Origin of the sequence: Nioella sp., from assembly GCF_964229645.1 — a bacterium.
GTDB lineage: Bacteria > Pseudomonadota > Alphaproteobacteria > Rhodobacterales > Rhodobacteraceae > Nioella.
Genome location: NZ_CAXREX010000244.1, coordinates 1 through 25,075 on the forward strand (window position 1 = coordinate 1; position 25,075 = coordinate 25,075).

Annotated in this window: 28 protein-coding genes and 1 pseudogene; 10 read left to right on the top strand and 19 right to left on the bottom strand. The window is 66.1% G+C overall.

What is annotated here, in order from left to right:
• A pseudogene (locus ACEQXV_RS16425) lies at window positions 1-379 on the bottom strand (phenylalanine--tRNA ligase subunit alpha); the annotation flags it as partial.
• Window positions 380-450: 71 nt separating this feature from the next.
• Window positions 451-1,737, bottom strand: a complete 1,287-nt coding sequence (locus tag ACEQXV_RS16430; protein ID WP_370270050.1) for an MFS transporter — start codon at window positions 1,735-1,737, stop codon at window positions 451-453.
• Window positions 1,738-1,858: 121 nt separating this feature from the next.
• Between ACEQXV_RS16430 and ACEQXV_RS16435 the strand changes: the two genes are divergently transcribed.
• Window positions 1,859-2,179 carry a DUF1992 domain-containing protein gene (locus tag ACEQXV_RS16435; RefSeq protein ID WP_370270051.1) on the top strand — a complete coding sequence of 107 codons (321 nt, stop codon included), beginning with the start codon at window positions 1,859-1,861 and terminating at the stop codon, window positions 2,177-2,179.
• A gap of 6 nt (window positions 2,180-2,185) precedes the next feature.
• The gene (locus ACEQXV_RS16440; RefSeq protein ID WP_370270052.1) at window positions 2,186-2,725 is read left to right on the top strand and encodes a GNAT family N-acetyltransferase; all 540 of its coding nucleotides are present in this window, start codon (window positions 2,186-2,188) and stop codon (window positions 2,723-2,725) included.
• 51 nt (window positions 2,726-2,776) lie between these two features.
• Here ACEQXV_RS16440 and ACEQXV_RS16445 read toward each other — a convergent pair whose 3' ends face one another.
• From ACEQXV_RS16445 to pyk, 5 genes are all read right to left on the bottom strand, one after another.
• Window positions 2,777-3,796, bottom strand: coding sequence for an NAD-dependent epimerase/dehydratase family protein (locus tag ACEQXV_RS16445; protein WP_370270054.1), 1,020 nt, complete (start codon window positions 3,794-3,796; stop codon window positions 2,777-2,779).
• Window positions 3,797-3,918: 122 nt separating this feature from the next.
• Entirely contained in the window at window positions 3,919-4,281 is a 363-nt protein-coding gene (rplT, locus tag ACEQXV_RS16450) for a 50S ribosomal protein L20 (protein ID WP_370252429.1), read from the bottom strand.
• A 13-nt stretch (window positions 4,282-4,294) separates the two neighbouring features.
• Window positions 4,295-4,495 carry a 50S ribosomal protein L35 gene (gene rpmI / locus ACEQXV_RS16455; protein ID WP_370252431.1) on the bottom strand — a complete coding sequence of 67 codons (201 nt, stop codon included), beginning with the start codon at window positions 4,493-4,495 and terminating at the stop codon, window positions 4,295-4,297.
• Window positions 4,496-4,606: 111 nt separating this feature from the next.
• Window positions 4,607-4,837 (bottom strand): hypothetical protein, encoded by a 231-nt coding sequence (locus ACEQXV_RS16460; protein WP_370252432.1) that lies wholly within the window; start codon window positions 4,835-4,837, stop codon window positions 4,607-4,609.
• Complete coding sequence (gene pyk / locus ACEQXV_RS16465) at window positions 4,834-6,279, bottom strand: pyruvate kinase (RefSeq protein ID WP_370252433.1); 1,446 nt, start codon at window positions 6,277-6,279, stop codon at window positions 4,834-4,836. The genes ACEQXV_RS16460 and pyk overlap by 4 nt, the downstream gene beginning before the upstream one ends.
• A 143-nt stretch (window positions 6,280-6,422) precedes the next feature.
• Here pyk and ACEQXV_RS16470 point away from each other — a divergent pair, with 143 nt between their 5' ends.
• From ACEQXV_RS16470 to ACEQXV_RS16485, 4 genes are all read left to right on the top strand, one after another.
• The gene (locus ACEQXV_RS16470) at window positions 6,423-7,160 is read left to right on the top strand and encodes an N-formylglutamate amidohydrolase (RefSeq protein WP_370252434.1); all 738 of its coding nucleotides are present in this window, start codon (window positions 6,423-6,425) and stop codon (window positions 7,158-7,160) included.
• A 12-nt stretch (window positions 7,161-7,172) separates the two neighbouring features.
• Window positions 7,173-7,505 (top strand): 5-carboxymethyl-2-hydroxymuconate Delta-isomerase, encoded by a 333-nt coding sequence (locus tag ACEQXV_RS16475; protein ID WP_370270055.1) that lies wholly within the window; start codon window positions 7,173-7,175, stop codon window positions 7,503-7,505.
• A gap of 14 nt (window positions 7,506-7,519) precedes the next feature.
• The gene (locus ACEQXV_RS16480; RefSeq protein ID WP_370252437.1) at window positions 7,520-7,834 is read left to right on the top strand and encodes a DUF1244 domain-containing protein; all 315 of its coding nucleotides are present in this window, start codon (window positions 7,520-7,522) and stop codon (window positions 7,832-7,834) included.
• 103 nt (window positions 7,835-7,937) lie between these two features.
• Window positions 7,938-8,384, top strand: a complete 447-nt coding sequence (locus ACEQXV_RS16485) for a rhodanese-like domain-containing protein (protein WP_370270056.1) — start codon at window positions 7,938-7,940, stop codon at window positions 8,382-8,384.
• A gap of 4 nt (window positions 8,385-8,388) precedes the next feature.
• Here ACEQXV_RS16485 and yaaA read toward each other — a convergent pair whose 3' ends face one another.
• The 5 genes from yaaA to ACEQXV_RS16510 all read right to left on the bottom strand — a co-directional run bounded on the left by yaaA (window position 8,389) and on the right by ACEQXV_RS16510 (window position 14,056).
• Window positions 8,389-9,156: a peroxide stress protein YaaA gene (yaaA, locus tag ACEQXV_RS16490; RefSeq protein ID WP_370270058.1), complete on the bottom strand. Its 768-nt coding sequence runs from the start codon at window positions 9,154-9,156 to the stop codon at window positions 8,389-8,391.
• Window positions 9,150-11,204: a DNA helicase RecQ gene (gene recQ / locus ACEQXV_RS16495; RefSeq protein WP_370270059.1), complete on the bottom strand. Its 2,055-nt coding sequence runs from the start codon at window positions 11,202-11,204 to the stop codon at window positions 9,150-9,152. The genes yaaA and recQ overlap by 7 nt, the downstream gene beginning before the upstream one ends.
• Window positions 11,205-11,334: 130 nt before the next feature.
• On the bottom strand, window positions 11,335-12,285 hold the full coding sequence (locus ACEQXV_RS16500; RefSeq protein ID WP_370270060.1) for an HAD family hydrolase: 951 nt from the start codon (window positions 12,283-12,285) through the stop codon (window positions 11,335-11,337).
• The gene (rsmD, locus tag ACEQXV_RS16505) at window positions 12,282-12,854 is read right to left on the bottom strand and encodes a 16S rRNA (guanine(966)-N(2))-methyltransferase RsmD (protein WP_370252445.1); all 573 of its coding nucleotides are present in this window, start codon (window positions 12,852-12,854) and stop codon (window positions 12,282-12,284) included. Before rsmD ends, ACEQXV_RS16500 begins: the two co-directional genes overlap by 4 nt.
• Window positions 12,851-14,056, bottom strand: coding sequence for an NAD(P)/FAD-dependent oxidoreductase (locus ACEQXV_RS16510; RefSeq protein WP_370270061.1), 1,206 nt, complete (start codon window positions 14,054-14,056; stop codon window positions 12,851-12,853). Before ACEQXV_RS16510 ends, rsmD begins: the two co-directional genes overlap by 4 nt.
• Window positions 14,057-14,136: 80 nt before the next feature.
• On the opposite strand from ACEQXV_RS16510, the gene ACEQXV_RS16515 reads away from it, so the two are divergent.
• Complete coding sequence (locus tag ACEQXV_RS16515) at window positions 14,137-14,625, top strand: peroxiredoxin (protein WP_370252447.1); 489 nt, start codon at window positions 14,137-14,139, stop codon at window positions 14,623-14,625.
• 33 nt (window positions 14,626-14,658) lie between these two features.
• Here the strand turns inward: ACEQXV_RS16515 and ACEQXV_RS16520 are convergent, their stop codons facing one another.
• From ACEQXV_RS16520 to ACEQXV_RS16545, 6 genes are all read right to left on the bottom strand, one after another.
• The gene (locus tag ACEQXV_RS16520) at window positions 14,659-14,955 is read right to left on the bottom strand and encodes a 4a-hydroxytetrahydrobiopterin dehydratase (protein ID WP_370252449.1); all 297 of its coding nucleotides are present in this window, start codon (window positions 14,953-14,955) and stop codon (window positions 14,659-14,661) included.
• Window positions 14,952-16,142 (bottom strand): GNAT family N-acetyltransferase, encoded by a 1,191-nt coding sequence (locus ACEQXV_RS16525; protein ID WP_370252450.1) that lies wholly within the window; start codon window positions 16,140-16,142, stop codon window positions 14,952-14,954. Before ACEQXV_RS16525 ends, ACEQXV_RS16520 begins: the two co-directional genes overlap by 4 nt.
• Window positions 16,143-16,190: 48 nt before the next feature.
• Window positions 16,191-16,961, bottom strand: coding sequence for a glycerophosphodiester phosphodiesterase family protein (locus ACEQXV_RS16530; protein WP_370252451.1), 771 nt, complete (start codon window positions 16,959-16,961; stop codon window positions 16,191-16,193).
• The gene (locus ACEQXV_RS16535; protein ID WP_370270064.1) at window positions 16,958-17,419 is read right to left on the bottom strand and encodes a RidA family protein; all 462 of its coding nucleotides are present in this window, start codon (window positions 17,417-17,419) and stop codon (window positions 16,958-16,960) included. The genes ACEQXV_RS16530 and ACEQXV_RS16535 overlap by 4 nt, the downstream gene beginning before the upstream one ends.
• A 230-nt stretch (window positions 17,420-17,649) precedes the next feature.
• Window positions 17,650-18,954, bottom strand: coding sequence for an HlyD family type I secretion periplasmic adaptor subunit (locus ACEQXV_RS16540; protein WP_370270065.1), 1,305 nt, complete (start codon window positions 18,952-18,954; stop codon window positions 17,650-17,652).
• Window positions 18,954-20,702, bottom strand: a complete 1,749-nt coding sequence (locus tag ACEQXV_RS16545; RefSeq protein WP_370270067.1) for a type I secretion system permease/ATPase — start codon at window positions 20,700-20,702, stop codon at window positions 18,954-18,956. Before ACEQXV_RS16545 ends, ACEQXV_RS16540 begins: the two co-directional genes overlap by 1 nt.
• Before the next feature lie 193 nt (window positions 20,703-20,895).
• Between ACEQXV_RS16545 and ACEQXV_RS16550 the strand changes: the two genes are divergently transcribed.
• Window positions 20,896-21,696: a VacJ family lipoprotein gene (locus ACEQXV_RS16550; protein WP_372526048.1), complete on the top strand. Its 801-nt coding sequence runs from the start codon at window positions 20,896-20,898 to the stop codon at window positions 21,694-21,696.
• The gene (locus tag ACEQXV_RS16555) at window positions 21,686-22,297 is read left to right on the top strand and encodes a phospholipid-binding protein MlaC (RefSeq protein WP_370252460.1); all 612 of its coding nucleotides are present in this window, start codon (window positions 21,686-21,688) and stop codon (window positions 22,295-22,297) included. The genes ACEQXV_RS16550 and ACEQXV_RS16555 overlap by 11 nt, the downstream gene beginning before the upstream one ends.
• A gap of 21 nt (window positions 22,298-22,318) precedes the next feature.
• Here the strand turns inward: ACEQXV_RS16555 and ACEQXV_RS16560 are convergent, their stop codons facing one another.
• Window positions 22,319-24,493 carry a transglycosylase domain-containing protein gene (locus tag ACEQXV_RS16560; RefSeq protein WP_370252461.1) on the bottom strand — a complete coding sequence of 725 codons (2,175 nt, stop codon included), beginning with the start codon at window positions 24,491-24,493 and terminating at the stop codon, window positions 22,319-22,321.
• Between the two features lie 243 nt (window positions 24,494-24,736).
• On the opposite strand from ACEQXV_RS16560, the gene ACEQXV_RS16565 reads away from it, so the two are divergent.
• On the top strand, window positions 24,737-25,075 hold the full coding sequence (locus tag ACEQXV_RS16565; protein ID WP_370252462.1) for a P-II family nitrogen regulator: 339 nt from the start codon (window positions 24,737-24,739) through the stop codon (window positions 25,073-25,075).

Consider the following 25,075-nt stretch of genomic DNA (forward strand, 5'->3'; position numbering starts at 1 on the left):
CTTCGGCCACGGCAAAGCCCATGTCGGCGAAAATCGCGGTGACCTCTTCGGTGACCTGGCTGACCGGGTGGATCGTGCCCTGGCGGCGGTCGCGCGCGGGCAGGGTCACGTCGAGCCATTCGGCGCGCAGGCGTTCGTTGAGCGCCGCATCCCCAAGGGCGGCCTTGCGGGCGGCGATGGCGGAGTTGACCTCGTTCTTGAGCGCATTCAGTGCCGGACCCGCGACCTGGCGTTCCTCGGGCGTCATCTTGCCCAGTTCGCGCATCTGAAGGCTGATCTCGCCCTTCTTGCCGAGCGCCTGCACGCGCAGGTCCTCCAGGCCCGCTTCGTCGGCCACGTCAGCGATGGCTTTGAGATACTTGTCGCGGAGATCGTCCATGGTCTCGCCCCTTGTCATTCCGGCACGACTGCTAGCCAGCCAAGGCCCGGAATGCAAGCGGCGAGCGCCCCTCAGAGGGCGTCGGGGGGTGTTTCGGCGTGGTCTTCGGGCGACAGGGGGGCGACCGCGCCGTCGCCTTCCTGCAGGACGACGGTTTCGGGCGTGGCGATGCGCGCGGGCAGGCTGGCATGGAAATCGCCCTTGTCGGCCTCGGCCACGGCAGCGCGGCGGCTGATCCGCCAGAGCGTGAAGGCGATCATGACGATGTGGCCCGCAATGGTGGTCAGGAACAGCCCGCGCGGCCCGAGGGGGCCCATGACCCAACCCGCGATCAGCGGTCCTGCAATGGCCCCGATCCCGTAGACCATCAGCAGACCGCCCGAGACCTGGATCGAGGTGCCCGGCGGCGCGTGGTCATTCGCATGCGCCACGATGATCGGATACATGGCGAAGATCGCCGCGCCAAAGACGCTGGCCAGGACCAGGTTCAGCATCTGGTCGGTCGGTTGCAGCACCGCGAAGGTCACATCGGCGGCCAGCGCCAGGAGGCCCGTCAGCACCAGCACCTTGCGGCGGTCCATGCGGTCCGAGAGGATGCCGAAGGGAATCTGCGCGATCGCCCCGGCCAGTACCGGCAGGCTGGCAAAGAGCGCAATCGACGACAGGTCGAGCCCGACCCGGTCGGCATAGACCGCCGACAGGGTGCCAAAGGCGCTGTTGGAGATCCCCACGAGGAAGACCGCCATCACTGCCACGGGCGAGTTCTGCCACAGCGCCCGCAGGTCGAGCCGCACGGTGGTCAGCGGCGCAGGTGTCTGCGAGGTGGAAATGGCCGTGGGAATGAGCGCGAGGCTGTAGAAGATCGCGCCGAGCGCGAAAAAGAGGAAACCCGAGGTGTCGCCCAGGGCGATGACCATCTGGCCCGCCGTGCTGGCGGCGAGATTGACCATCGAGTAGATGCCGAAGATGCGGCCCCGCGTCGTGGGCTCGGCCCGGTCATTGAGCCAGCTTTCCACGATCATCGCGGAGCCTGCAAAGCTGAAACCCGAGATCGCGCGGACCGGGATCCAGGCCCAGGCTTCGACCACCAGCGCCTGGCTGAGAATGGCGATGGAGGCGACCGCGCACATCACCCCGAAGGTGCGGATATGCCCGACCGAGGCCACGAGGCGCGGGATGAACAGGCAGCCCAGCACGTAGCCGATGGCCCAGCCGGTGCCCAGGAAGCCGAGCGCGGCGGTGCTGAAACCCTCTTCCGAGCCGCGCACCGGCAGGATGAGACTGTTGATGCCGCCGGCAAAGAGCAGGAGCGCAGAGCCGAGCAGAAGCGCGCTGATGGGAAGAAGCTGACGATACATGGGCACCAGACTAGGAGGTTCGGACCCGTGGGGAAAGGCCGGGGGGCGGGGCGTCTTGGAATCGGTGCCCGATATGGCCATCTTTAGACAGGGAAACCGGGTAACGGAAAGGCCCCGCGAGATGAAGTGGGACAAGCTGGCAGAGCACCAGATCCGCAAGGCCGAGGCCGAAGGGCAGTTCGCAAACCTCAAGGGCGCGGGCAAGCCGCTGAGGCCCGAGATGGGCGACAGCGCCGATGCGGCCGGGTTTCGCATCATGCACGAAGCAGGCGTCGTCCCGCGTGAAATCGAGCTGCGCAAGGATTTAGCCGCGCTGAAGGCGCAGCTTGCGCAAGCCCCGGAGGGCGCGGAGCGCGATGCGATCGCCCGAGCATTGGCCGAGGTGCAGTTGCGGCTGGACATCGAGCAGGAGGCGCGGCGCAAATACATGCGCCAGAAGTGAGGTGACATGAATTTCGAGACCGGGCATTCATCGCAGCGGGCGGCGCTTGTGGCGCTGTTTCGCGACGTGTTCAGCGCCTCGGAAGGCCCCCGCGAGGGCGCGGCGATCGGCACTTTCGTCAATCGGCTACTGTCGGAAACCCCGGCCGGGGACCTGCGGGTCTTCTGCGCTAGGGAAGGCGATGCACTGGCCGGCTGCATCTGCTTTTCCCGGCTCGACTACCCCGAGGACGCGCGCCGGGTCTTCCTGCTGTCCCCGGTGGCCGTGGCCACGCAACGGCAGGGTCAGGGCGTGGGGCAGGCCCTGCTGCGGCATGGGCTGGCGGCGTTACGCGCAGAGGGTATCGAGATCGCGATGACCTATGGCGACCCGGCCTATTACGGCAGGGTCGGTTTTCGCCCGGCACCCGAGGCCGAGGCCCGCCCGCCCCTGCCCCTGTCGATGCCGCAGGGCTGGCTGTGGCAGGCTCTGGACGGGTCCGATCCGCGTCCGCTGGCGGGCCCGTCGCACTGCGTGGCGGCGCTGCGCGATCCCGGCCTGTGGTAGGGCAAGGGGGCGGCCCTGCGGGCCGCGATCCCAAGGCCATCACGGGCCGCGCTAGAGCCGCCCAAGCCGCCTGAGTTCGGAAACCGTGCCGCGCACGCTGTCCTCGGTGCTGACCGTCGGTTGCCAGCCCAGGCATTCCCGTGCGCGGGCATTCGACGAAGCGAAGAAGCGGCCCTTGTTCATCGCCACGAATTCCGGCGTGATCAGGGGCGGGGCCCCGATCAGACGGCTGGTCATGCGGTTCAGAGCCGGGGCAATAGGGTAGAGAAACTCGGGCACCGTCATCAGGGGGCGGCCTACGCGCAGCCCCTGGTCGCGCAGGATCGCGATGATCTCGTCGAAGGTCGGGAACCGGTCGTTGCACAGGATGAAACGCCCGGTCACCTCCTGTTCCCCGGCGCGGATATGACCATCGGCCACGTCGCGCACATCGACGAAGGGCATCACCCCCTTGAAAGAGCCCATGCGCAGCGCGCCCTTGGCGATGGCCTCGATATAGTCTGTGGACTGGGTGGGTTTGTGGAAGGTGCCGCCGAACACCCCGGCGGGCAGCACCGCGACCATGGTCACCCCCAGTTCCTCGGCAAGCTGCCAGGCGCTCTGCTCGGCCAGGGTCTTGGCGCGGATATAGGGCACGCTCAGATCCCCGGTCCAATCGGCTTCGGTCTTCTTGTCCTGGGGCGAAGTGCCCAGCGGCAGCGTCACCGTCGACGAGGTCAGCACGACCTTTCGCACGCCTGCATCCGCGGCGGCGCGAATGGCCGCCGTGGCGCCCTCGACCGCATCGCGCACCATCTCCTCGTCGGCTTCGGGACCCGAGGTCACGTAACGATAGGTTGCCGCCACATGGTAGAGCAGGTCGATGCCCTCGGCGGCAGCGCGAAAAGCCGCGGGATCCCGCACGTCGAGCGAGACGATATCCTCAAGGCCGAGGGCGCGCAGGGGCGCCGTCTTGTCCGGGTCCGCCGCATCCCGCACGGATACCCGCAGATCGGCCCCGCGCCGGACCAGTTCCGCCGCGAGATTGTATCCCACATGGCCATTGGCCCCCGTGACCAGAACTTTCCCCATTGCATGCCCTCCCCCCGCGACAGGGGACTAGTCTAGGCGGTCGGATGGGCTTGGGGCAAAGAAAAACCCCCGGCGAGGTCCTGCCTGCCGGGGGTCTTCGATAACGTGGTCGGGGCTGGAGCTTAGGCCAGCGCGCCTTTCGCCTGGTCGACGATCGCACCGAAAGCTTCGGGCTCGTGCACGGCGAGATCGGCCAGAACCTTGCGGTCCACCTCGATGCCAGCCAGCGACAGGCCGTTGATGAAGCGCGAATAGGTCAGCGATTCGTCATGGGCGCGGACGGCGGCGTTGATGCGCTGGATCCACAGGGCGCGGAACTGACGCTTGCGGGCCTTGCGGTCGCGGGTCGCGTACTGGTTGGCCTTGTCGACAGCCTGGGTCGCGGTGCGGAAGTTACGGCTGCGGGCGCCGTAATAGCCTTTCGCGGCCTTGAGCACCTTCTTGTGACGGGCGTGAGTGGTCGTGCCACCTTTAACTCGGGACATGGTTCAGGCCTCCTTAGCGTGCGTAGGGCATGTAACCCTTGACGATCTTCTCGTCAGGGGCGGACAGGGTGGTGGTTCCCCGCGCGGTGCGGATGAACTTGGTGGTCCGTTTGATCATGCCGTGGCGCTTGCCAGCCTGGCCTGCTTTGACACGGCCGGAAGCCGTGACCTTGAAGCGCTTCTTGGCGCTCGACTTGGTCTTCATCTTGGGCATTTTCGTCTCCAGTATACTTGGCTACGTTCTGGCGCGACTCGGCATGCCTCTCGGCCGGCCGCACCGGTTGGAGCGCGCCGTTTAGCGCCTATCGGGGGGCAAGGCAAGGGGTCAGTTCAGGATCCGCGACAGAACCGAGATGAAGGCATTGGGCAGCTCGCGCCAGCCCTGCGGGTCGTCGATCGACCAGTAGCCGTAGACGAAGACGCCCACCCCTGCTGCCAGCGCGGCAAGGGCGACGGTCGGGAAATCTCCTTCGGACCAGACCGACAGGGCCGAGGCGACGGCGAAGAGCACCACCAGCGTGGACAGGGAAATCAGGATGTCCGGCGCGAGGATCATTCCAGGTCGGTCGACATGATCAGGCGCTCGTCGCAGGGCGCCACGCGGATGATGTTGGTGGTGCCCTGGACGTTGAAGGGCACCCCAGCGGTGACCACGATGAAATCCTTCTCGGTGGCGAAACCCGCGTCCCGCGCGGCCCGCGCCGCCGACGTCACCGCCATCTTGAAGCGGGTCAGCTCGCCCGTCATGTAGCAGTTGGTCCCCCAGGTCAGGCACATGCGGCGGGCCACGTCGACGATGGGGGTCATGACGATGATCGGCACACGGGGGCGTTCGCGCGCCACCAGGGCGGCCGTGGTGCCCGACTGGGTGAAGCAGCAGATGGCCTTGATGTCGGTGGTTTCCGCGATTTCGCGGGCCGAGGACACGATCCCGTCGGCCACGGTCGAGCGGGCGACCTTGCGGCTCGACTCGATCACGTCGCGATAGGTGGGGTCGGCCTCGACCTCGACGGCGACGTTGCTCATGGTGGTGACCGCCTCGATCGGGAAACCGCCCGCGGCGCTTTCGGCCGACAGCATGACCGCGTCCGCCCCCTCGTAGATCGCGTTGGCCACATCCGTCACCTCGGCGCGGGTGGGCACCGGGCTTTCGATCATCGATTCGAGCATCTGGGTGGCGACGATCACGGGCTTGGCAGCCGTCCGGCACTTGCGCACCAGGCGCTTCTGGATCGGCGGCACCGCGTGGACGGGCAGTTCGACGCCCAGGTCCCCGCGCGCGACCATGATGCCGTCGGAGGCCGCGAGAATTTCGTCAAAGGCCTTCACGGCGGCGGGCTTCTCGATCTTGGACAAGACCGCGGCACGCCCCTTGGCCAGAACACGCGCTTCTTCCACGTCGGCGGCGCGCTGCACGAAGGACAGGGCCAGCCAGTCGACGCCAAGCTGGCAGACGAATTCCAGGTCCTTGCGGTCCTTGTCCGAGAGCGCGGCCAGCGGCAGCACCACGTCAGGCACATTCACGCCCTTGCGGTTGGAGATGGCCCCGCCCGCGATCACGGTGCAATTGGCGAAGTCAGGCCCGCAGTCCTGCACCTCGAGCTTGATCTTGCCGTCATTGACCAGAAGGGTCGCGCCCGGTTCCAGCGCGGCGAAAATCTCGGGGTGGGGCAACTGCACGCGGGAATGATCGCCTTCGGCCGGGTCGAGGTCGAAGCGGAAGCTGGCGCCATTTTCCAGTTCATGGAGGCCATTGGCGAAGACACCGCACCGCAGCTTGGGGCCCTGAAGGTCGGCCAGGATGGCGATCGGGCGGCCGGTATCCTTTTCCACCTGCCGGATGATGGCGTGACGGGCGCGGATTTCCTCGTGGTCGCCATGGCTCATGTTCAGGCGGAACACGTTGGCACCGGCATCGAAGAGTGCGCGGATCATCTTGTAGTCGTTGGAGGCCGGGCCCAGGGTCGCCACGATTTTGACGTTTCGCTGGTTTTTCATGGTCGCTTCCTCGTTTCCCTGCCGCAAATGTTAGCGCTAGCATTTCCCCTGGCGCCCTTATGTCCCAATTCCGGGAACAAGACAACTGGCACTCTTACCCAAGCTGTCTTATGTGCCTTTTGTCTATGAAGGATAACACGGAAATGACAGCCCCTTTCCATATCGAGGGCGAAACACGCGAGTCGCGCTGGCTGATCACCTGCGATCATGCCTCGAACCGGGTGCCCGACTGCGTGAATGGCGGCGACCTCGGCCTGCCCGAGGAAGACATGAACCGCCATATCGCCTACGACGTGGGCGCGGCGGGGCTGAGTCGCGCACTGGCCCGAGAGATGGGCGCGCCGGTGATCCTGTCCGATTTCTCGCGTCTCGTGGTGGATCCCAACCGGGGCGAGCATGATCCGACCGTTCTGATGATGCTTTATGACGGGTCGATCATCCCGGCCAATCGCAGCGCCGATGCGGCCGAGCTGGAGCGGCGGCTCAATGCCTTTCACCGGCCCTATCACGACGCGCTGGCGGGGCTGGCGGGGCGGCGGGACGATACCGTGATCTGCGCGGTTCACAGCTTTACGCCCCAGTTCAAGGGGCGCGAGATGCGGCCCTGGCACGTGGGCGTGCTCTATGCCGAGGATGACAGGCTGGCCGCCCCCCTGCTGAAGCGCCTGCGCGCCGAGGCCGATATCTACGTGGGCGACAACGAGCCCTATTCGGGCCACCTGCCCGGCGACAGCATGGACCGCCACGGGGTCGAGCCGGGGCGACCGCATGTGCTGATCGAACTTCGCAACGACCTGATTGCCACGCCCGAGCAGCAGGAACACTGGGGCCAGCGCCTGGCCCCGATCCTTGACGGCGCGCTTGCCGATGCCGGGTGCTGAGAGGAGCCTTCCATGCCCCATCTGACCATTCAACATTCCGCCGATGCACCTGCCGGGAACGCGCTGTGCGAGGCGCTGTTCCAGGCGCTTGCCGCCCATGACGCGATTCCGCATCCCGAAACGCTCAAGATCCGCACCCTGCCCTGCCCGCACTGGCGCATCGGAACGGAGCCGCAAAGCTTTGCCCATGCCGAGTTGCAGCTTCTTCCGGGCCGCGATGACGCGACCAAGGCGGACCTTGCGCGGACGGTGCTGACCGTGATGGAGTTGCACCTGCCCGAGATCGGCGCCCTGTCGGTCGATATCGCGGACCTGAGCAGCGCCTACGCCAAGCGCGTGTTGTAAGAAGGAGAGCCAGCATGGACGACCAGACCCGTATCGAGATCGAAGCCGCCGCCTTCCGCCGCCTGCGCCAACACCTGATGGACGACCGCCCGGACGTTCAGAATATCGACCTGATGAACCTCGCCGGGTTCTGCCGCAACTGCCTGGCGCGCTGGTACCAGGAAGCCGCGAACGAACGCGGGATCGAGATGACCAAGGACGAGGGGCGAGAGGCCTATTACGGCATGCCCTATGACGACTGGAAGGCGCAGAACCAGACCGAGGCAAGCCCCGAAAAGCAGGCCGCCTTCGAGAAGTCCTTCGCCGAGAACGTTTTGAAAAAAGGCTGACGGGAAGGCTGCGACATCACTGCCTCGGCGGGGCGGTTGAAGGCAGTGCAGCCGCGTCATACATGCGCCGCGAGATCGCATCAGACGCTTCGGAAGACCTGCCATGGACAGACGCCTATTCCTCGCCTTCGGCTCCGCCGCCGCCCTTGCCTTGGCAGCAGCCGGGTTTCTTTTCGGACGCACGCGCGGGCCCGAGAACCTGACGCTGGCGGCCCTGTCGGGCGACGCTCTGGCAAATGATCCCTCGATGCTGCTGGTCGATATCCGCCGCCCCGAAGAATGGCAGCAGACCGGGGTGATCGAGGGGGCGCTTCTGGTCACCTACGGCGACCGCGACAGCTTTCTCTCTGCCGTGCGCCCGCATTTGCAGGAAGGCCAGAGCATCGCGCTGATCTGCCGGACCGGGAACCGCACCTCGCGCGCAACGCGCCAGATCGCCGATGCGCTGAATGTGCCCGTGATCGACGTGGCCGGCGGCATGGTGCGCGTTCTTGGCGAGGGCTACAGCCCCGTGGCCCCCACCCGCGCCATGGGCTGCACGGTCTGCTGACGCCCTACGCCTCGGCCATGGCCGGGCGGTAGAAGGCCGGTCGGCCCGGTTCGCTGAGCTCGGGCTCGTGGCGATAGCCCCCGGTGTCGAACTCCAGAATGCTGGCCGGGTCCTTCAGGCGGTTCTGGATGATGAAGCGCGCCATCGCCCCGCGCGCCTTCTTGGCCCAGAAGCTGACCACCTTGGGACCGCCGGGCTTTTCTTCCAGGAACTGTGGCGTGATCACGTTGAGGCCCAGGGCGGCGGGCTTCACCGCGCTGAAATACTCGACCGAGGCGCAGTTGATCAGCGTATCGGTCCCGACCCGGTCGGCCTCGGCGTTCAGGGCCTCGGCGATCTGGTCGCCCCAGTAGTCATAAAGCGATGTGCCCCGCCGGGTCTTGAGCCGGCTGCCCATTTCCAGCCGGTGTTCCTGGATCGCGTCGAGCGGACGCAGCAGGCCGTAAAGCCCCGACAGAATTCGCAGGTGATCCTGGGCATAGGCCAGCTCCTCGGCATCGAGGCTCGCTGCCTCCAGCCCGGTATAGGTGTCGCCTGCGAAGCCCAGGACCGCCGGGCGCTTGTCCTGGCCTTCGGGGAAGCGGGCGAAGCGGTCCCGGTTCAGTTTGCCCAAGGACTCGCTGATATGCATGAGCTTTTGCAACTGGGGCGCGCTGAGCCTGCTGGCAACCCCGGCCAGGTGGTCGGCATCGGCCTGGAACATCGGCGCGGACATGTCTGCCTGGCGCTCGGTCCAGTCGAGTTTCTTGGCTGGTGAGACGACGATCAGCATTCGCTTCCCCTTATCACGTCGAGGAACGCCGGTCCGAAGCGTTCCACCTTGAGATCCCCCATGCCCGGAATGCGCGCGAGGTCGTCGAGCGAATCCGGTCGGCGTTCGGCGATCTGGCGGATCGTGGAATGGGTGCAGGAGAGGTATTTCTCCGTGCCCATCTGGCCCCGCGCCAGTTCTGCCTGTGCCTCTATCAGTTGATCGAATATAGCGCCCGCTGCGCGCCCGGCCAGTTTGCGCCGTTGCGGATGCGGGGCATGGGCGGCTTCGCCGGTGATGACCTGCAAGAAGGTTGCGCCGTAGCGCTCCAGCTTGGTCGCGCCGACGCCGCCCACCTGCGCCATCTGGTCGAGGCTCCGGGGCCGGGTCTCGGCCATCTCGATCAGCGTCTTGTCGGTGAAGATCACGTAAGCGGGCACACCGGCCTCTTCCGCCAGCGCCCGGCGCTTGGCCTTGAGCGCGGACAGCAGCGGCGCGTCCTCTTCGCTGACCAGCATCTTGACGGCAGGGCGGCGCGCGGCCTTGCGGATCGTGTCGCGGCGGAGCGTGATCCCGTCCTCGCCGCGCAGGATGGGGCGGGCCTTGTCGGTCATGAACAGCGCGCCGTGCCGTTCGGGGTCCGGGCGCACGAGGTCATGCGCCGCCATCTGTCGGAACACCGCCTGCCAGCCCCGCCGGTCGAACTCGGTGCCGACGCCGAACGTAGGCAGCGCGTCGTGGCCGCGCTGGCGCACCTTGTCGGTGTCGGCCCCGACCAGGATGTCGATCAGGTGCCCCGAACCAAAGCTTTCACCCGTGCGCAGCATGGCCGACAGCGCCTTTTGCACGGCGACCCCGCCTTCAAACAGCTCTGGCGGCTCGGCGCAGAGGTCGCAGTTTCCACACGGCGCCGGGTCTTCGCCGAAATAGCCAAGCAGCACCTGCCGGCGACAGCCGATGGCCTCGGCCAGCCCGAGCAGAGCGTTCAGCCGGGCATGATCGGCGGCCTTTCGGTCGGGCGGGGCCAGCCCCTCGTCGATCTGGCTGCGGCGAAAGCGGATGTCATCGGGGCCAAAGAGCGTCAGCGTATCCGCAGGCGCGCCATCGCGCCCTGCACGGCCGATTTCCTGGTAATAGGCCTCGATCGACTTGGGCAGGTCCGCATGGGCCACCCACCTGATATCGGGTTTGTCCACGCCCATGCCGAAGGCGATCGTGGCCACCACGACAAGCCCGTCCTCCTGCGCGAAACGGCGTTCGACGACGCGGCGGTCCTCCGCCTCCATCCCGCCGTGGTAGTGACAGGCATTGTGCCCCGCCTCGCGCAGCGCCTGCGCCAGCGTTTCGGTCTTGGCCCGCGTGCCGCAATAGACGATGCCAGATTGCCCGACCCGCGCGGCGGCAAAGGCAAGGATCTGCTGGCGCGGCTGGTTCTTGACGTCGAAGGCGAGCGACAGGTTGGGTCGGTCGAAGCCGCGCAGGAAGGTCTCGGGCGGGTTCGCCTCGCTGAAAAGGCGCGAGATGATCTCGGCCCGCGTTTCGGCATCGGCTGTCGCGGTGAAGGCCGCCAGCGGCACGTCCAATGCGCGGCGCAGGTCGCCGATGCGCAGGTAGTCGGGGCGGAAGTCATGGCCCCACTGGCTGACGCAATGGGCTTCGTCCACGGCAATGAGGCTCACGCCCGCTCGCGCGAGCATCCGTTCGGTGCCACCGGAGGCGAGCCGTTCGGGCGCGAGGTAGAGCAGCTTGAGCGTGCCCTCCTCCAACCCGCGCCAGACGGCATCGGTCTCCTCCTCGGTATTGCCGGAGGTCAGCGCCCCCGCCTCGACCCCCGCTTCGCGCAGGCCCCGCACCTGGTCGCGCATCAGCGCGATGAGGGGGGAGATGACGACGGTCAGCCCCTCACGGCAGAGTGCCGGAAGCTGGAAACACAGCGATTTGCCTCCGCCCGTGGGCATGATTGCCAGCACATCGCGGCCAGCGGTCACGGCATCCACGATCTCTTCCTGCCCCGGGCGGAAGGCAGAGAAACCGAAGACAGAAGATAGCAAATCGGAAGGGGCCGGCATGGTCTGACGGTCGGGCTGCTCTTGGTGTTCTTGTGTGCCCGGACGGTCGCATATTGTGGCCCGGGGGACAAGGACCGCTAGGGGTGGTTTGATCAGGCTTTGCGCAAATCCACCAGCCCGTGCAGATGGGTTAGCGGCAGTTCCGGCACAGGTTCGGCCACCACGCCGCCAAAGCGTGCCTCGTGCACCAGCGCGGGACGGTCATGAATGCGGCAAAGCACATGGGTCGCGCCCTGCCAGTCCTCCTGCCCCCCGACGCGCCAAAGAAGCCCCCCGCTAAGCGAGGCATTGGCGAATTCGAGCGGCTGCCCATGGCCGTCGCGCGCCAGCCCGAGACAGTCGGTGCAGAAATGCCAGGGGTATCGGGGGAAGGCCTTCTGGGCAGCCCCGCAGCCGGGGCAATGGTGGTCGGGCAGGATCCTTCCGCCGCCTGCCCCAACCCGATCAGCCCCGGAACGGCGAACATGCTGTCGAAAATCTCGGCCCCGACAGCCGCCAGCCGCGCGCCATCGTCATGCGGTGCGTAGCCCAGGCAGCGCATGCCCGCGCGGGCCGCGGCCGTGGCCCCTGTTGCGCTGTCCTCCACCACCACTGCGCGGGCGGGGTCCACGCCGAAATGGGCGGCGGCGGCAAGGTAGAGACCCGGCTCGGGCTTGGCTGTCTTGAGCGTGTGGGCCGAGAAGATCGCGGACCCGAACCGGGGCTTCAGCCCGGTCTGGCCAAGGGTGATCTCCATCTTCTCTTCGCTGCCGTTGGAGCCTACCGCGTAGGGAATGCCAGCCGCATCGAGGCGATCCAGAAGCTCTGGAATGCCCGCGATCACATCGACGCCCGCGCGCAGCGCCGCGTAGATTTCGCTGTAGATTTCATCGACCCAATCGTCGGGCAGCCGCGCGCCCATCTCGCGTGCCGTGTCGCCCACGCCACGAATGGTCCCACCGACGAAAAGCGCCATGCTGCGTTCCGCCGTCATCGGGAAACCATGCCGGGTGAGGTTTTCGGCCAGCACCACGTTCGACACGGTTTCACTGTCGACCAGAACCCCGTCGCAGTCGAAGATCACCAGATCGGGGCGGGTCATGCTGGCGCTCCTTCGTGGCGCAGGATGGTAAGGAGCGTGTCGCCATAGCGGCGCTGGTCCAGTTGCGCGCAGCTTTCGGGCGGGATCGGTGCGGTGTTTTCCTCCCACACGATCAGCGCCTCGGGGGCAAGCCAGCCGCCCGCGATCGCCGCCGCGAGTGCCCTTTCGCCAAGCCCCTTGCCATAAGGCGGGTCGAGGAAGACGAGATCGAAGGGGGGCTGCTGCGCCTCGCCCAGCTTGGTGGCGTCTCGGCGGAAGACCTTGGACGTGCCCTGCGCGGAACAAAGCCCGATGTTTTCGCGCAGAAGCGCCCGCGCGGTGGTTCCGTCATCAACGAAGCAGCAGAAAGCCGCGCCACGCGACAAGGCCTCCAGCCCCAGCGCGCCGGTCCCGGCAAAGAGGTCGAGCACGCGCGCGCCTGTCACCGGGTCGCCGTAGCCGCCATTGATCAGCAGGTTGAAGAGGCTTTCGCGCACCCGGTCGGAGGTGGGTCGCAGATGCGCGCCCGCATCCCCCTTGCCGACAGAGGCCAGCCGTTTGCCCCGGTTATTGCCCGCGATGATCCTCACGCTTTCAAGAGCGCCTTCAGCTCGGTCGCAGGGTCAGCGATGGCCGCCTTGTCAGGCGACTTGCCCATCGACAGAAGCCGCTTGCCCACCATGTAGCCGCGCGGATCGTTGATGGCATCCACGGCCAGGAACTGATCGCCCGTGTAATACCAGAAAGACAGGGTGTCCTCGGTCCGGCGCGTCACGATCTGGTCATAACCGGTATTGAGCCCCGCGATTTGCAGCTTGGTGTCATACTGGTCGGACCAGAACCACGGTTCCGGCACGTAGTCCTTGCCCTCGCCCATGATGTTCAGCGCCACGCATTCCGCCTGGTCGATGGCGTTCTGCACGCTTTCCAGCCGGATGCGCGCGCCCTTGTAGGGGAAGGACGCACAATCGCCTGCGGCCCAGATCGAAGGGTCGGAGCTGCGGCCATGGGAATCGGTCCGGATACCGTTTTCCAGCATCACCCCGGCCATTTCCGCAGGGCCGGTGGCGGGCACGATGCCCACGCCCACGATCACCATGTCGAGCGCCAGTTCGGAGCCATCGGACAGCACCGCGCCGGACACTCGGCCTTCGCCCGTCAGGCGGGTCAGGCCCACGCCCTCGCGGATATCGACACCGTGCGATTTGTGGAGATCACGGAAATAGTCGGAGGTCTGGGGCGAGGCCACGCGTTGCAGGATGCGCTCGGCCATTTCGACCAGCGTGACCTGCATCCCCTTCTTGGCGCAGACTGCTGCGGCCTCCAGCCCGATATAGCCGCCGCCAACGATCAGCACGCGGCGGCCCCCGGCCACTTCGGGGGCCATGGCGTCCACGTCATCGAGGTCCCGCACGGTGAAGACGCCGCCCAGATCGCCGCCGATGCTGGCCGGCAGGCGGCGCGGGATCGAGCCGGTGGTCAGCGCCAGATGGTCGTAGGACAGGGTTTCACCCCCCACGGTCACGGTCTTCGCCGCCGCGTCGATGGCCGTCACCGGCTGGCCGAGCTTCAGCGTGATCCCGTTATCGGAATAGTAGGCCGCAGGCCGCAGGAAGAGACGTTCCTTGTCCATCTCGCCCAGAAGATAGGCCTTGGACAGCGGCGGGCGCTGGTAGGGCGGCGCGTTTTCCGCGCCGATCAGGGTGATTTCGCCGTCGAACCCCGCTGACCGCAGCTTGGCGACCAGCGACGATCCCGCCTGCCCGGCCCCGATCACGACCACATGAGACATGAATTTCCTCCCGCGCTCTGGCACCTGCCAGCCAATGATCTATATCCGCCTCGTAACCCAATCCATCCACGAGGAAAACCATGGCGATCAAAGTCGGTGACAAGTTGCCGGAAACCACCTTCCTGATCTTCAGCGACAATGGCCCCGAAGAGGTGCCGCTGGCGCCGAAGCTGAAGGGGCGCAAGGTGGTGATGTTCGGCCTGCCCGGGGCCTTTACCCGCGGCTGTTCCGCCACCCACCTGCCCAGCTTCATGCGCACCCGCGAGGCCTTTGCCGAAAAGGGCGTGGACGAGGTGATCTGCATCGCCGTCAACGACCCCTTCGCGATGACCGCCTGGGGCCAGCACACCGGCGCAACCGATGCCGGGATCACCATGCTGGCCGATTCCGCAGGCGATTTCACCCGCGCGATCGGGCTGGAATTCTCGGCCCCCGTCGTGGGCCTTTACAACCGCTGCCAGCGTTTCGCGCTGATGGCCGAGGACGGGGTCGTCAAGGTCCTGAACCTCGAAGAGGAAGCAGGCGCCTGCAAGCTGACCGTAGGGGAAGAGCTTCTGGAGAAGCTCTGAGGATCAGAGGGGCGCCTGCCGGGCGCCTTTCCCTTACCCCGCCAACTCATCCATCTTGCAGGCCAGTTTCACATCGCGGGCACTGAGCCCCTCCACGTCGTGGCTGGTCAGCGTGACCTCCACGGTCTTGTAGACGTTCGACCATTCCGGGTGGTGGTTCCATTTCTCCGCCCACAGCGCCGCGCGGGTCATGAAACCGAAGGCCTCCACGAAATTGCGGAAAACGAATGTCTTGGCGATGGCATCGCGCCCCTTGACCATCTGCCAGCCCGCCGCCAGTAGCGGGGCAAGGGCGGCGTCGCGTTCCATCCCGGTCAACTTGTCGTTCATTCCTGTTCCTCCACGGTCGCTTTGCGGAATGGGCCGTAACTGGTGAGAATCTCGATATCCTCCGCCACGGCGGCGCGCTCGGCTTCAAGGTATCGTTCCACGGCGTCCGAAAAGCCCGGATCGCGCAGCCAGTGAAGCGAGTGGGTTGCCGCAGGCAAGTAGCCGCGCGCCAGCTTGTGTTCACCCTGCGCGCCCGCCTCGACCCGGGACAGCCCGCGCGCGATGGCGGCGTCGATGGCCTGGTAATAGCACAGCTCGAAATGCAGGCAGGGGTGGTGCTCGATACAGCCCCAGTAGCGGCCAAAGAGCACCTCACGCCCGATGAAGTTGAGCGCCCCGGCAACCGGTCTTCCGCCACGCAATGCCAGCACCAGCAGAACGTCGTCGCGCATTTCTTCCTGCACAAGGTCGAAGAATTCGCGGGTCAGGTAGGGGCTGCCCCATTTGCGCGCGCCGGTGTCCTGATAGAACTGCCAGAACGCATCCCAGTGCTCGGGCCGCAGATCGTCGCCCGTCAGCGCCACGATGTCCCCGCCGAAGGCCTGCGCCTGCGCACGTTCCTTGCGGATCGTCTTGCGCTTGCGCGAGGACAGGCTGGCCAGGAAGTCCTCGAAGCTGGCATAGCCGCGATTTTCCCAGTGAAACTGCTGCGTGACGCGGTGCAGAAGGCCCATTTCGGCCCCCGCCTCGGCCTCTTCCTCGGTGCAGAAGGTGATGTGCAGGGAAGACAGGCCGTGGCTCTCGGTCAGTTGGATCGCCCCCTGCACCAGGGCGGCGCGCCCGATCTCGTCCCAGCCCGGACGGGTCAGCAGGCGCCGGCCCGTTGCCGGCGTGAAGGGCACGGCCACCTGGAACTTGGGATAATAGCGCCCGCCGGCCTGCTCATAGGCATGGGCCCAGTTGTGATCGAAGATGTATTCGCCCTGGCTGTGGCCCTTGGCATAGAGAGGTGCGACGGCAATCACCTGGCTGCCCGTTCGGGCCACAAGGTAGCGGGGCTGCCAACCACTGCCGGGCCCGACCGAGCCGCTGCGTTCCAGCGCACTGAGAAACCGGTGCGTGGTGAACGGATCGCGGGGCCGCCCGCCCTCTGCCGCTTCCGGGCAGGCGCAGGCATCCCAGTCGCGTGCCGGAATATCCGACAGGCTGGCCAGTGCGGTGATCTCGACCGGGGTTTCGCCGTCCATGGTGGTCCCTCGCATTCCCTTCCACAGATGGGACGCCGTGACGGAAGATCAATCGCGCGCCTGTACCTGTGGCATGTAGCCCTCGAAGGTGATGTTGTCGGCAATGCGCCGTGCCTGCGCCTCGGCCCCGGGTGAGCGGATGGTCCAGCATAGGACCGGCACACCGCGCGCTTTCAGCTCGGCCACCGCCGGGTCGCCTAGGTCCTCGTGGTAGTGGCTGATGAAGCAGGCGCCTGTCGGCCCGAAATCGGCCAGAGCACGGAAATGATCCAGCCGCGCCTGCCCCAGGGGGGCCCATTCCGGATCATCATAGCTGCCACTGGTCAGGCCGCGGGGCACATCCGGGGCCTCTTGGCCGAACGCCAGAACCGAGGCCGGGTTGAAGCTCATGACCGCCACGGGGCCTGCGTATCCGCTTAGATCGCGGGCAATCGCAGCCTCCAGCGCCCCGTCCACGGGACCCATCACGCGGGACTGCTCCTTGATTTCCAACAGCAGCGGAACGCGGCCAGCCACAAGGTCCAGCACCTGCCGCAGGCTCGGGATGCCCTCGGTCCCGCCATTCAGGGCAATCTCTGCCAATTCAGCCGCGCTGCGCCGTTTGACCTGGCCTTTTTCAGCCGTCACCCGGTCCAGCTCGTAGTCGTGGAACACCATCGCCACGCCGTCCGAGGACAGCTGTAGATCCAGCTCCACCCCGAAACCCGCCTCCATCGCGGCGCGCAGGGCGGCCAGGCTGTTCTCCGGCCGCCCATCGGTAAGGTCATGCAGGCCCCGATGCGCGATCGGAGCGCCAAGAAAGGCAGCGGGCAGCGTCATTTGATCTGGAAGATTCCCTCGATCTCGATCGCGACACCAAGGGGAAGCGCCGCCGCCGAAACGGCAGAACGGCTGTGCCGCCCGGCATCGCCCAGGGCTTCAACCAGGAAATCAGATGCGCCGTTCACCACCTTTGGCTGCTCGGTGTAGTCGGCGGTGGAGTTGACGAAACCGGTCAGCTTGACCACGCGCACCAGGCGATCCAGATTTCCCCCGCAGGCCGCCTTGACCTGCGCCAGCAGACTGATGGCACAGCGACGCGCGGCTGCAGCGCCCTCTTCGGTCGACATGTCCGCGCCAAGCTTGCCGGTGATCAGGCCGCTTTCGTCGCTCGAAATCTGCCCCGAGACATAGACGATGTCGCCCACCATCACGAAAGGCACGTAGTTGGCCGCGGGGGCCGGAGCGTCAGGCAGGGTGACACCCATATCGGCAAGCCGGGTTTCGAAATTGCTCATGGCGTCGCTCTCCTCGATGCTCTGCGTGGCTCGCGGGCACCCTAGGCGGGGGACCAGTCCCCGGCAAGCCCGGGAACGGCTGCATGACCTCCAGAAAACGACATGCTCTTCTTCTTGGCGAAAATACTCCGGGGGTTCGGGGGCAGCGCCCCCGAGCGAATTTTGGGAAAATTCGACCGCGATCCGCGCCGGATCGCGCGGGTCGACGCGCCAGCGGCGCGGCGACACCTCTATCCCTCGCGGAAAGCGCGGTTGAAGTAATCCGTCAGGGGACGCAGCAGGTAGGTCAGTGGTGTCCGATCCTCTGTTCGGATAAAAGCTTCGACCGGCATGCCGGGCAGCAGGGTCTCGCCGCCCAGGCGGCTGGCCTCTCCCTCGTTCAGCACGATCTCGGCCTCGTAGAAGCTGGCGCCCGAAGCGCTGTCGACGAATGCATCGGCAGAGACCTGGCGCACCTGCCCGAACAGTTCCGGCGTGCTACGCATGTCGAAGGCCGGGAAGCGCAGCGTGACCGACTGGCCAACGAAGACCTCGTCGACATCCGTGGGCGCAATCCGGGTCGAAATCACCAGCGGCCGGTCCTGCGGCACCAGGTAGAGCACAGGCTCAGCCGCTTGGACAACCGAGCGGGTGCCAAACACCGCGAGCCCATAGACCACGCCTGCGACGGGCGCCCGGATCTCGCTGTCTTCCAGCTGCCGTTCCAGAACGCGTTCGCGCTCGATCAGTTCCGCCTGCTGAACCCGCACCTCGCGCAGTTCGGCAATCGCCTCTTCCCGTCGTGCTGTCTGCTGCTGGAGCACCTGCAACTCGATCTCGGTGATGCGCCCTTCGGCTTCGGCCGACGCGGCCTCGATCTCTCCAATGCTGCCCAGAAGACGCGCTGCCTCGCGCTGCAAGGTCAGTGCGCGGGATGCCTCGGCCAGCCCTCGCTCGACCAGGTTCTGAACGTTCTCCAACTCGGCCAGCACCAGGCTGCGCTGGTCCCGCAAAGCCTGGTCCTGGGCTGTGAAACCGTCGATCTGGGCACGGATCTGGTCGGCGCGGCGGCCCAGTTGATCGACCTCCTGCGCGAGCGTCTCGGCCCGCGCGGCAAAGAGGTTTCGCTGCCCTTCCAGCACGTCGGCCAGGTCGGGATCGGTGGCCGCCGTTTCCAGCAGGTCCGAGGGAAAGGCGATACGGGTCGCAAGGTCCCGCTCGGCCTCCAGTCGCGCCTGACGGGCGCGCCATTCGTTCAGCTGTGCCCGGATCACTGCCAGGTTCGAGTGGATCGTCGAGGGATCGAGCCGCATCAGGACCTCGCCCTCGGCCACTCGCTGGCCCTCGATCACGTCAAGCGTCAGGACCACGCCCCCCTGCGGGTGCTGGACCGCCTGGCGATTGCGGTCGACCTCTATCTGGCCGCTGGCAACGACTGCGCCAGCGATGTTGGAGAGGGCCGCCCAGGCCCCGAACCCGCCGACAAGAACTGCAATCGCGATATATCCGAGCGCCAGCGGGGCGCGGGCCGACCAAAATTGGCGGTCTCCTGCCATCAGCTCACCCCCCCTTGTGCCGATGGGGCGCGGGTCGCGGCGACCACCTGGTCGGCATTCTGCAACACCCGTGCCAGGACCTCGTCTCGCGGCCCGAACATGCGCGCGCCGCCGCCGTCGAGCACCAGCAACATCTCGCATTCGCGGATCGCCGCGGGTCGGTGCGCCATGATCAGCACCGCATTCCCGGCCGCCTTCATGTCGCGGATCGCGCGGTTCAGCGCCTCGGTGCCCTCGTTGTCGAGGTTGGAATTGGGCTCGTCGAGCACCAGCAGAACGGGATCGCCGTAGAGGGCACGGGCCAGACCGACGCGCTGGATCTGCCCGCCGGACAGCCGCCCGCCCTCGGTGCTCATCTGCGTGTCATAGCCCTGTGGCTGACGACGGATCAGGTCATCGGCCGCGGCCCGCCGGGCCGCGTTGACCACCATATCGGGGTCCGGCGAGGCCTCCAGCCGGGCAATGTTCTGGGCAAGCGTGCCATCGAACAGCGTGACGGTTTGCGGCAGATAGCCGATCAGTTGCCCGAGCGTATCGGGATCGTATTGGTCGAGCGTCGCGGCATCGAGCCTGATCTGACCCCCTGCCGGCCTCCAGACCCCCGTCAGCGCCTTGGCCAGCGTCGATTTTCCCGCGCCCGATGGCCCGATCACGCCCACGGCCTGCCCCGGCTGCACCCGGAAACTGACCCCGCGCAGGGTGGCCTGGGTCGCGCCCGGTGGCACGACGGACAATTGGTTGACCTCCAGCATCGCACGGGGGCGCGGCAGCGGCAGGCGCGCGGGCTCGGGACGTTCCTCGGACAAGAGCGCCTGCAAGCGCTGCCAGCCATCGCGGGCCCGCGCCACGACCTGCCATTGACCGATTGCCAGTTCGATCGGGGCCAGCGCCCGGCCCATCAGGATCGAACCCGCGATCATCGCGCCTGCGGTCAGTTCCCCCTGCAACACGAGGTAAGCCCCAAGGCCGAGCATGGCCGATTGCAGGAAGAGCCGCAGCGTCTTGGTCAGGGTGGTGTAGCCCCCCACCCTGTCCGCCGCCGCGATGCCATCGCCAAGAGCGGCCGAGCGCAGGGCACGCCAACGGTCGAGGGCGCGGGTCTGCATCCCGAGGCTTTGCACAAGCTCTGCCTCCGATTGCAGGCGGCTGGCCGCCCGGTCGGCCAGCATTGCCGCGCGAGTCGCGTCGCGCAGGGGCTCGGCCGAGCGGCTCTGGTTGATCAGGGTGATCAGGATCAGCACCACCCCGCCCCCAAGCGCAAGCCAGCCAAGCCAGGGATGGAACACGAAAACTGCCAGCAGAAAGAGCGGTGTCCAGGGCAGATCGAAAATGGCCAGGAAAACGGGCGAGGACAAAAGCCGCTGGATCGCCTCGAGATCGGACAGCCCCGTCTGCGGCTGGCCCGTGCGCCCGGCCCGCGCCAGGGTGGCCCGGAAAACACGCTCATCCAGCCCATCCTGGAACCGCGCCCCAATGCGCGACGCCACCCTGCCGCGCGCATAATCGAGAAGCCCCATCATGAGAAAGAGGAAGGCCACCAGAAGCGACAGCGCCAGCAGGGTTTCCTCGGACCGGCTGCCCAGAACCCGGTCATAGACCTGCAACATGTAAAGGGGGCCCGTCAGCATCAGAGCGTTGGTAAAGAGCGAGAACAGGAACACGGCCCAGATAAGGCCCCGGTTCCGTCGGCGCGCGACTGTCAGTTCCCGCGAGTGTTCAGCAATTGAAGGTCGGGCAATGCTGGACATCAATCGCGACCCAGATCGTCAATGCCATACCGACGCACCCAATCGGCGTCGAAAGATGCCTGCAATGATGGCTGTCCGATCACAAAATGCGCAAATTTCTGCGAAACATACCTCACGCCGCTGGTACCTGACTTATAATTACGTTCTGACATCCTATTGTAGGAACACTACGGAAGCATTGAAGAGAATTCCATTGCGTGCTGCCATGCCCATTCATCGCGTGGCCGGGGCGGTTACCGGCCTTATCCTGTTGGCGCTAAGCGCCTGTGGCCCGGCAGTGCTGCCGGGTGAGGGCGTGGTCAACGACCCAGACGAATCCGCGAATCGGGCCATGCATGATTTCAACGTCACTGTGGACCGCGCGCTGATCCGTCCGACCGCTCAGGGATATGGCACCATTGTTCCAGAGCCCGTGCGCGACGGGATCGGCAACGTTGCCTCGAACCTCGATCAACCGCTCTACGTGGTGAACGATGTGCTCCAGCTTCGCTTCGACGATGCCCTGCGCAACACGTTCCGGTTCCTGGTCAACACGACCATCGGACTTGGCGGCCTGCTCGATCCGGCCGCCGAGATGGGGCTTTACGCCGAGCAGACGGATTTTGGCGAAACGCTGCATGTCTGGGGCGTTCCCGAAGGTGACTTCGTCATGCTGCCCATCTACGGCCCGTCCACCAGCCGCGACACCGTGGGGTTGATCGTCGATGGGGTCATGAACCCGACACGCTTCGTGTTCGACCCGCCCGACAGCGACTATGTCACCGGTTTGAACGTGATCGGTCGCTTCGGAACCCGGTATGACTTTGGCGATGAAATCGACCGCCTCTATTACGAAAGCGCCGATGGCTACGCGCAGTTGCGTCTGATTTACCTGTCCAACCGCCGGTATGAGCTTCGCCAGAACAGCGGCCAGGAACAGGAATATTTCGACCCCTATTCCGATCCCTACGCGGATCCCTATTCCGATCCCTACGAGGACCCATATGCTCAATGATCTCGGCCTCACCCGTCGCGCCTTTCTCGGCCTCTCCGCCGCCCTGGTGGGAACGGCAGCAGTGCCGGGGCGCCTTTGGGCACTGACCGTCGACGGGGCCGAGCGGCTGGTCTCGGGCCTCGTGGACGAGTTGATGGTGCTGATCAACCTCGGCCGCCCAGAAAACCGCATGTTCCAGGAATTCGAAGGGCTTCTGGACCGCTACGCCGACATGCCGATCATCGCGCAGTCGGTGCTTGGTCCGGCCTGGCGCACGGCCTCGGCGACGCAGCGGCGCAACTTTACCGATGTCTTCGGCTCTTACATCTCGCGCAAGTATGGTCGGCAATTCCGCGACCTGATCGGGGGCCGCATCGACGTGACCGGCGCACGCGCGATCCGCAACTTCTTCGAAGTCACATCGGTCATCAGCTTGCAGGGCGAAGCACCCTATGACCTGATCTGGCTGGTCTCCGACGGCTCGGGCCAGCCGCGCGTGTTCAACCTGATCGTGGCAGGCGTCAACCTGCGCACCACGGAGGCAGAAGAGGTCGGCGCGATCCTCGACCGCAACCGCGGGAACATCGACGCGATGATCGACGAACTGCGCACCATGGGCTAAGGCCCCGGGCGACCGGCGGGATCAGTTCCGCCGGTTTCCGCCAAGCAGGCCCAGAACCTCCATCAGGATCTGTTCAGCCAGGTCGGGACGCCGACCGGGGGTTTCCTCGATCACCTCTTCGGGGCGGGCTTCCTGCGCGGGGTCGATCATAGGCAGAGGGCGTGGCGGGATGCCATCGTGCACCTCTTCCATCGTCAGCCGCCAGATTTCCGCAGGCAGACCGCCGCCCGTCACGCCGGACAAAGGCGAGTTGTCGTCATAGCCCATCCAGACCCCGGCCACGTAATCGGCGGTGAAGCCGATGAACCAGGCGTCGCGCGCCGAGGTCGTGGTGCCGGTCTTGCCCGCCACGGGCCGGTCGGACAGTTGCGCGCGCTGGCCTGTGCCCTGTGCCACGGCCTGCGCCATCATGTAAGTCAGCTGCCGCGCGGCGTATTCGGAAATCACCCGCTCGCGGATACCCCCGCCCTGGCCCATCATCGGCTCGGTATCCCCGATCAGGCGCAGGTCGATCAGCCCGTAAGGCGTCACTGCCGAGCCTCCGTTGAGAATGCCCGCATAGGCCCCCGTCATCTCGATCAGCGTCGATTCCGACGCGCCAAGCGCCAGCGCGGGGCCAAGGGCCAGGTCGCTCTCGATCCCGAATTCGGAAGCCACCGTGCGCACGAGATCACGCCCGACCTGTTCCGACAGGCGCACCGCAGGCGTGTTCAGCGAGGCCCGCAACGCCTCGGTCAGGGTGACCATGCCGTAGAATTCGCCGGTATAATTTCGCGGGCTGTAGGGGCCTGATCCGGGAATGTCGATGGTCAGCGGAGCGTCCGCGATCAGGTCGTCAAACCGCCAGCCAAGATCCAGCGCCGTGGCATAGACGAAGGGCTTGAAGGCAGATCCCGGTTGTCGCATCGCCATTGTCGCGCGGTTGAACAGGCCGGTGCCCGATTGTCGCCCGCCCACCATCGCGCGCACCGCGCCATCGGCATCCATCACGATAATGGCTGCCTCTGCCTCGGATCCCTCGCGCACCTGGTTGGCAAAGACCTCTTCCAGCGCCGCCTCGGCCGCCGCCTGGATCAGCGGGTCGAAGGTGGTGCGGATGATCACGTCCTCGGTCGTGTCACGCAGCAGGAAGTCTGGCCCTTGCGTCATCACCCAATCGGCGAAGTAGCCGCCCGCATTGGCCTGTGCGGCCTCTGACAGCGTCGCCGGGTTTGCCCGGGCCTCGGCCACCTGAGCGGCACTGAGATAGCCCTGGTCCGCCATCAGTTGCAGCACGACCGCCGCGCGGTCATGCGACCGTTGCAGGCTGGAGGTCGGGGCATAGCGCGACGGCGCGGTCAGAAGCCCGGCCAAAATAGCGGCCTCCGACGGGCTTGCCTCGGTCGCGGAGTGCCCGAAATAACGTTGGGTTGCGGCCTCCACCCCATAGGCCCCCGCGCCCATATAGGCGCGGTTGAGATAGATCGTCAGGATCTCGTCCTTGGTGTAGCGCAGCTCCATCGCCAGCGAGAAAGGCACTTCCTGGATCTTTCGCCACAGGCTGCCCCGGCGGCAGTCGGCCTCGTAGGCCGCCTCGCTTTCCCATTCGTCGGGGTCGAAGGCCACTCCAAGACACAAGAGCTTGGCCACCTGCTGCGTGATGGTGGACCCGCCATGACCCTCCAGCGGCCCGCGCCCTTCGCGCAGGTTGATGCGAATGGCCGAGGCGATGCCGCGAAGCGAGATGCCCCAATGGCTGAAGAAGCGCCGATCCTCGGTCGCGACGATGGCGTTGAGGATGTCCGGGTCGACGCTGTTGGTGTCGATCAGCCCGCCATATTGGTCGCCTCGCCAGGCAAAGACATTGCCGTCACGGTCCAGCATCGTGACCGAGCCACGCGCGCGCCCGTCGACCAGTTCGGTCACGTCGGGCAGGGTCGTGTACATGTAGGCGGTTGCCCCGGCCAGGATCAGGACAAGGGCCAGCGCCCCGCGCCACATGATCCCGAAAACGAGACGCCAGATGAAGCGGAACAGCGCGCCGATGGCACCGAGGATACCGCCGCGGCGTGGCCTGCGCGTGCGCGCAGACCGTCCGCGCCGCGGTGCGCGGGTTTTCGCGCGCGGCGCCTTCGCAGGTGCAGCATTGCGCCGGTCTGCCACCAGCCTGCGCCCGCCACGCGTTCCGCGCCCGCCACCGTTCCTTGAATTACTCATGCCTGTTCCTGCTCGTTTGTCGGCAACATAGGTGAAATCGAGTCGTTTGTGGAGTGGTCTCGCCGCAGTGCCGAAACTCGAAGGTGTCTAAAAAATAATCAAATGCACAAATTCGTGCAAAAAATTTGCCAGAACCCCTGAACCTTACCCATTCCTTACCCCCGTTTCGTTGCTCTTGCCGCCGCCCGGGTCTGTCTTGGCGACGTCTGGGTGACAAGCCCACAACAACGGAAGGGTAACACCGTGAAACTCATCATTGCAGCAATCAAGCCGTTCAAGCTGGAGGAGGTCCGCGAAGCTCTGACCTCCATCGGCGTGCGCGGCATGATGGTGACCGAGATCAAGGGCTTTGGTTCCCAGTCCGGTCACACGGAAATTTACCGTGGCGCGGAATACGCCGTGAACTTCGTGCCCAAGGTGAAGCTGGAAATCGTCGTCGCCGCCTCGATGGCCGACCAGGTCGTCGAAACCATCCAGTCCACCGCCCGCACCGACAAGATCGGCGACGGCAAGATCTTCGTCCTCGATGTGGCCTCGGCCGTGCGTGTGCGCACCGGCGAGACCAACGAAGACGCGCTGTAA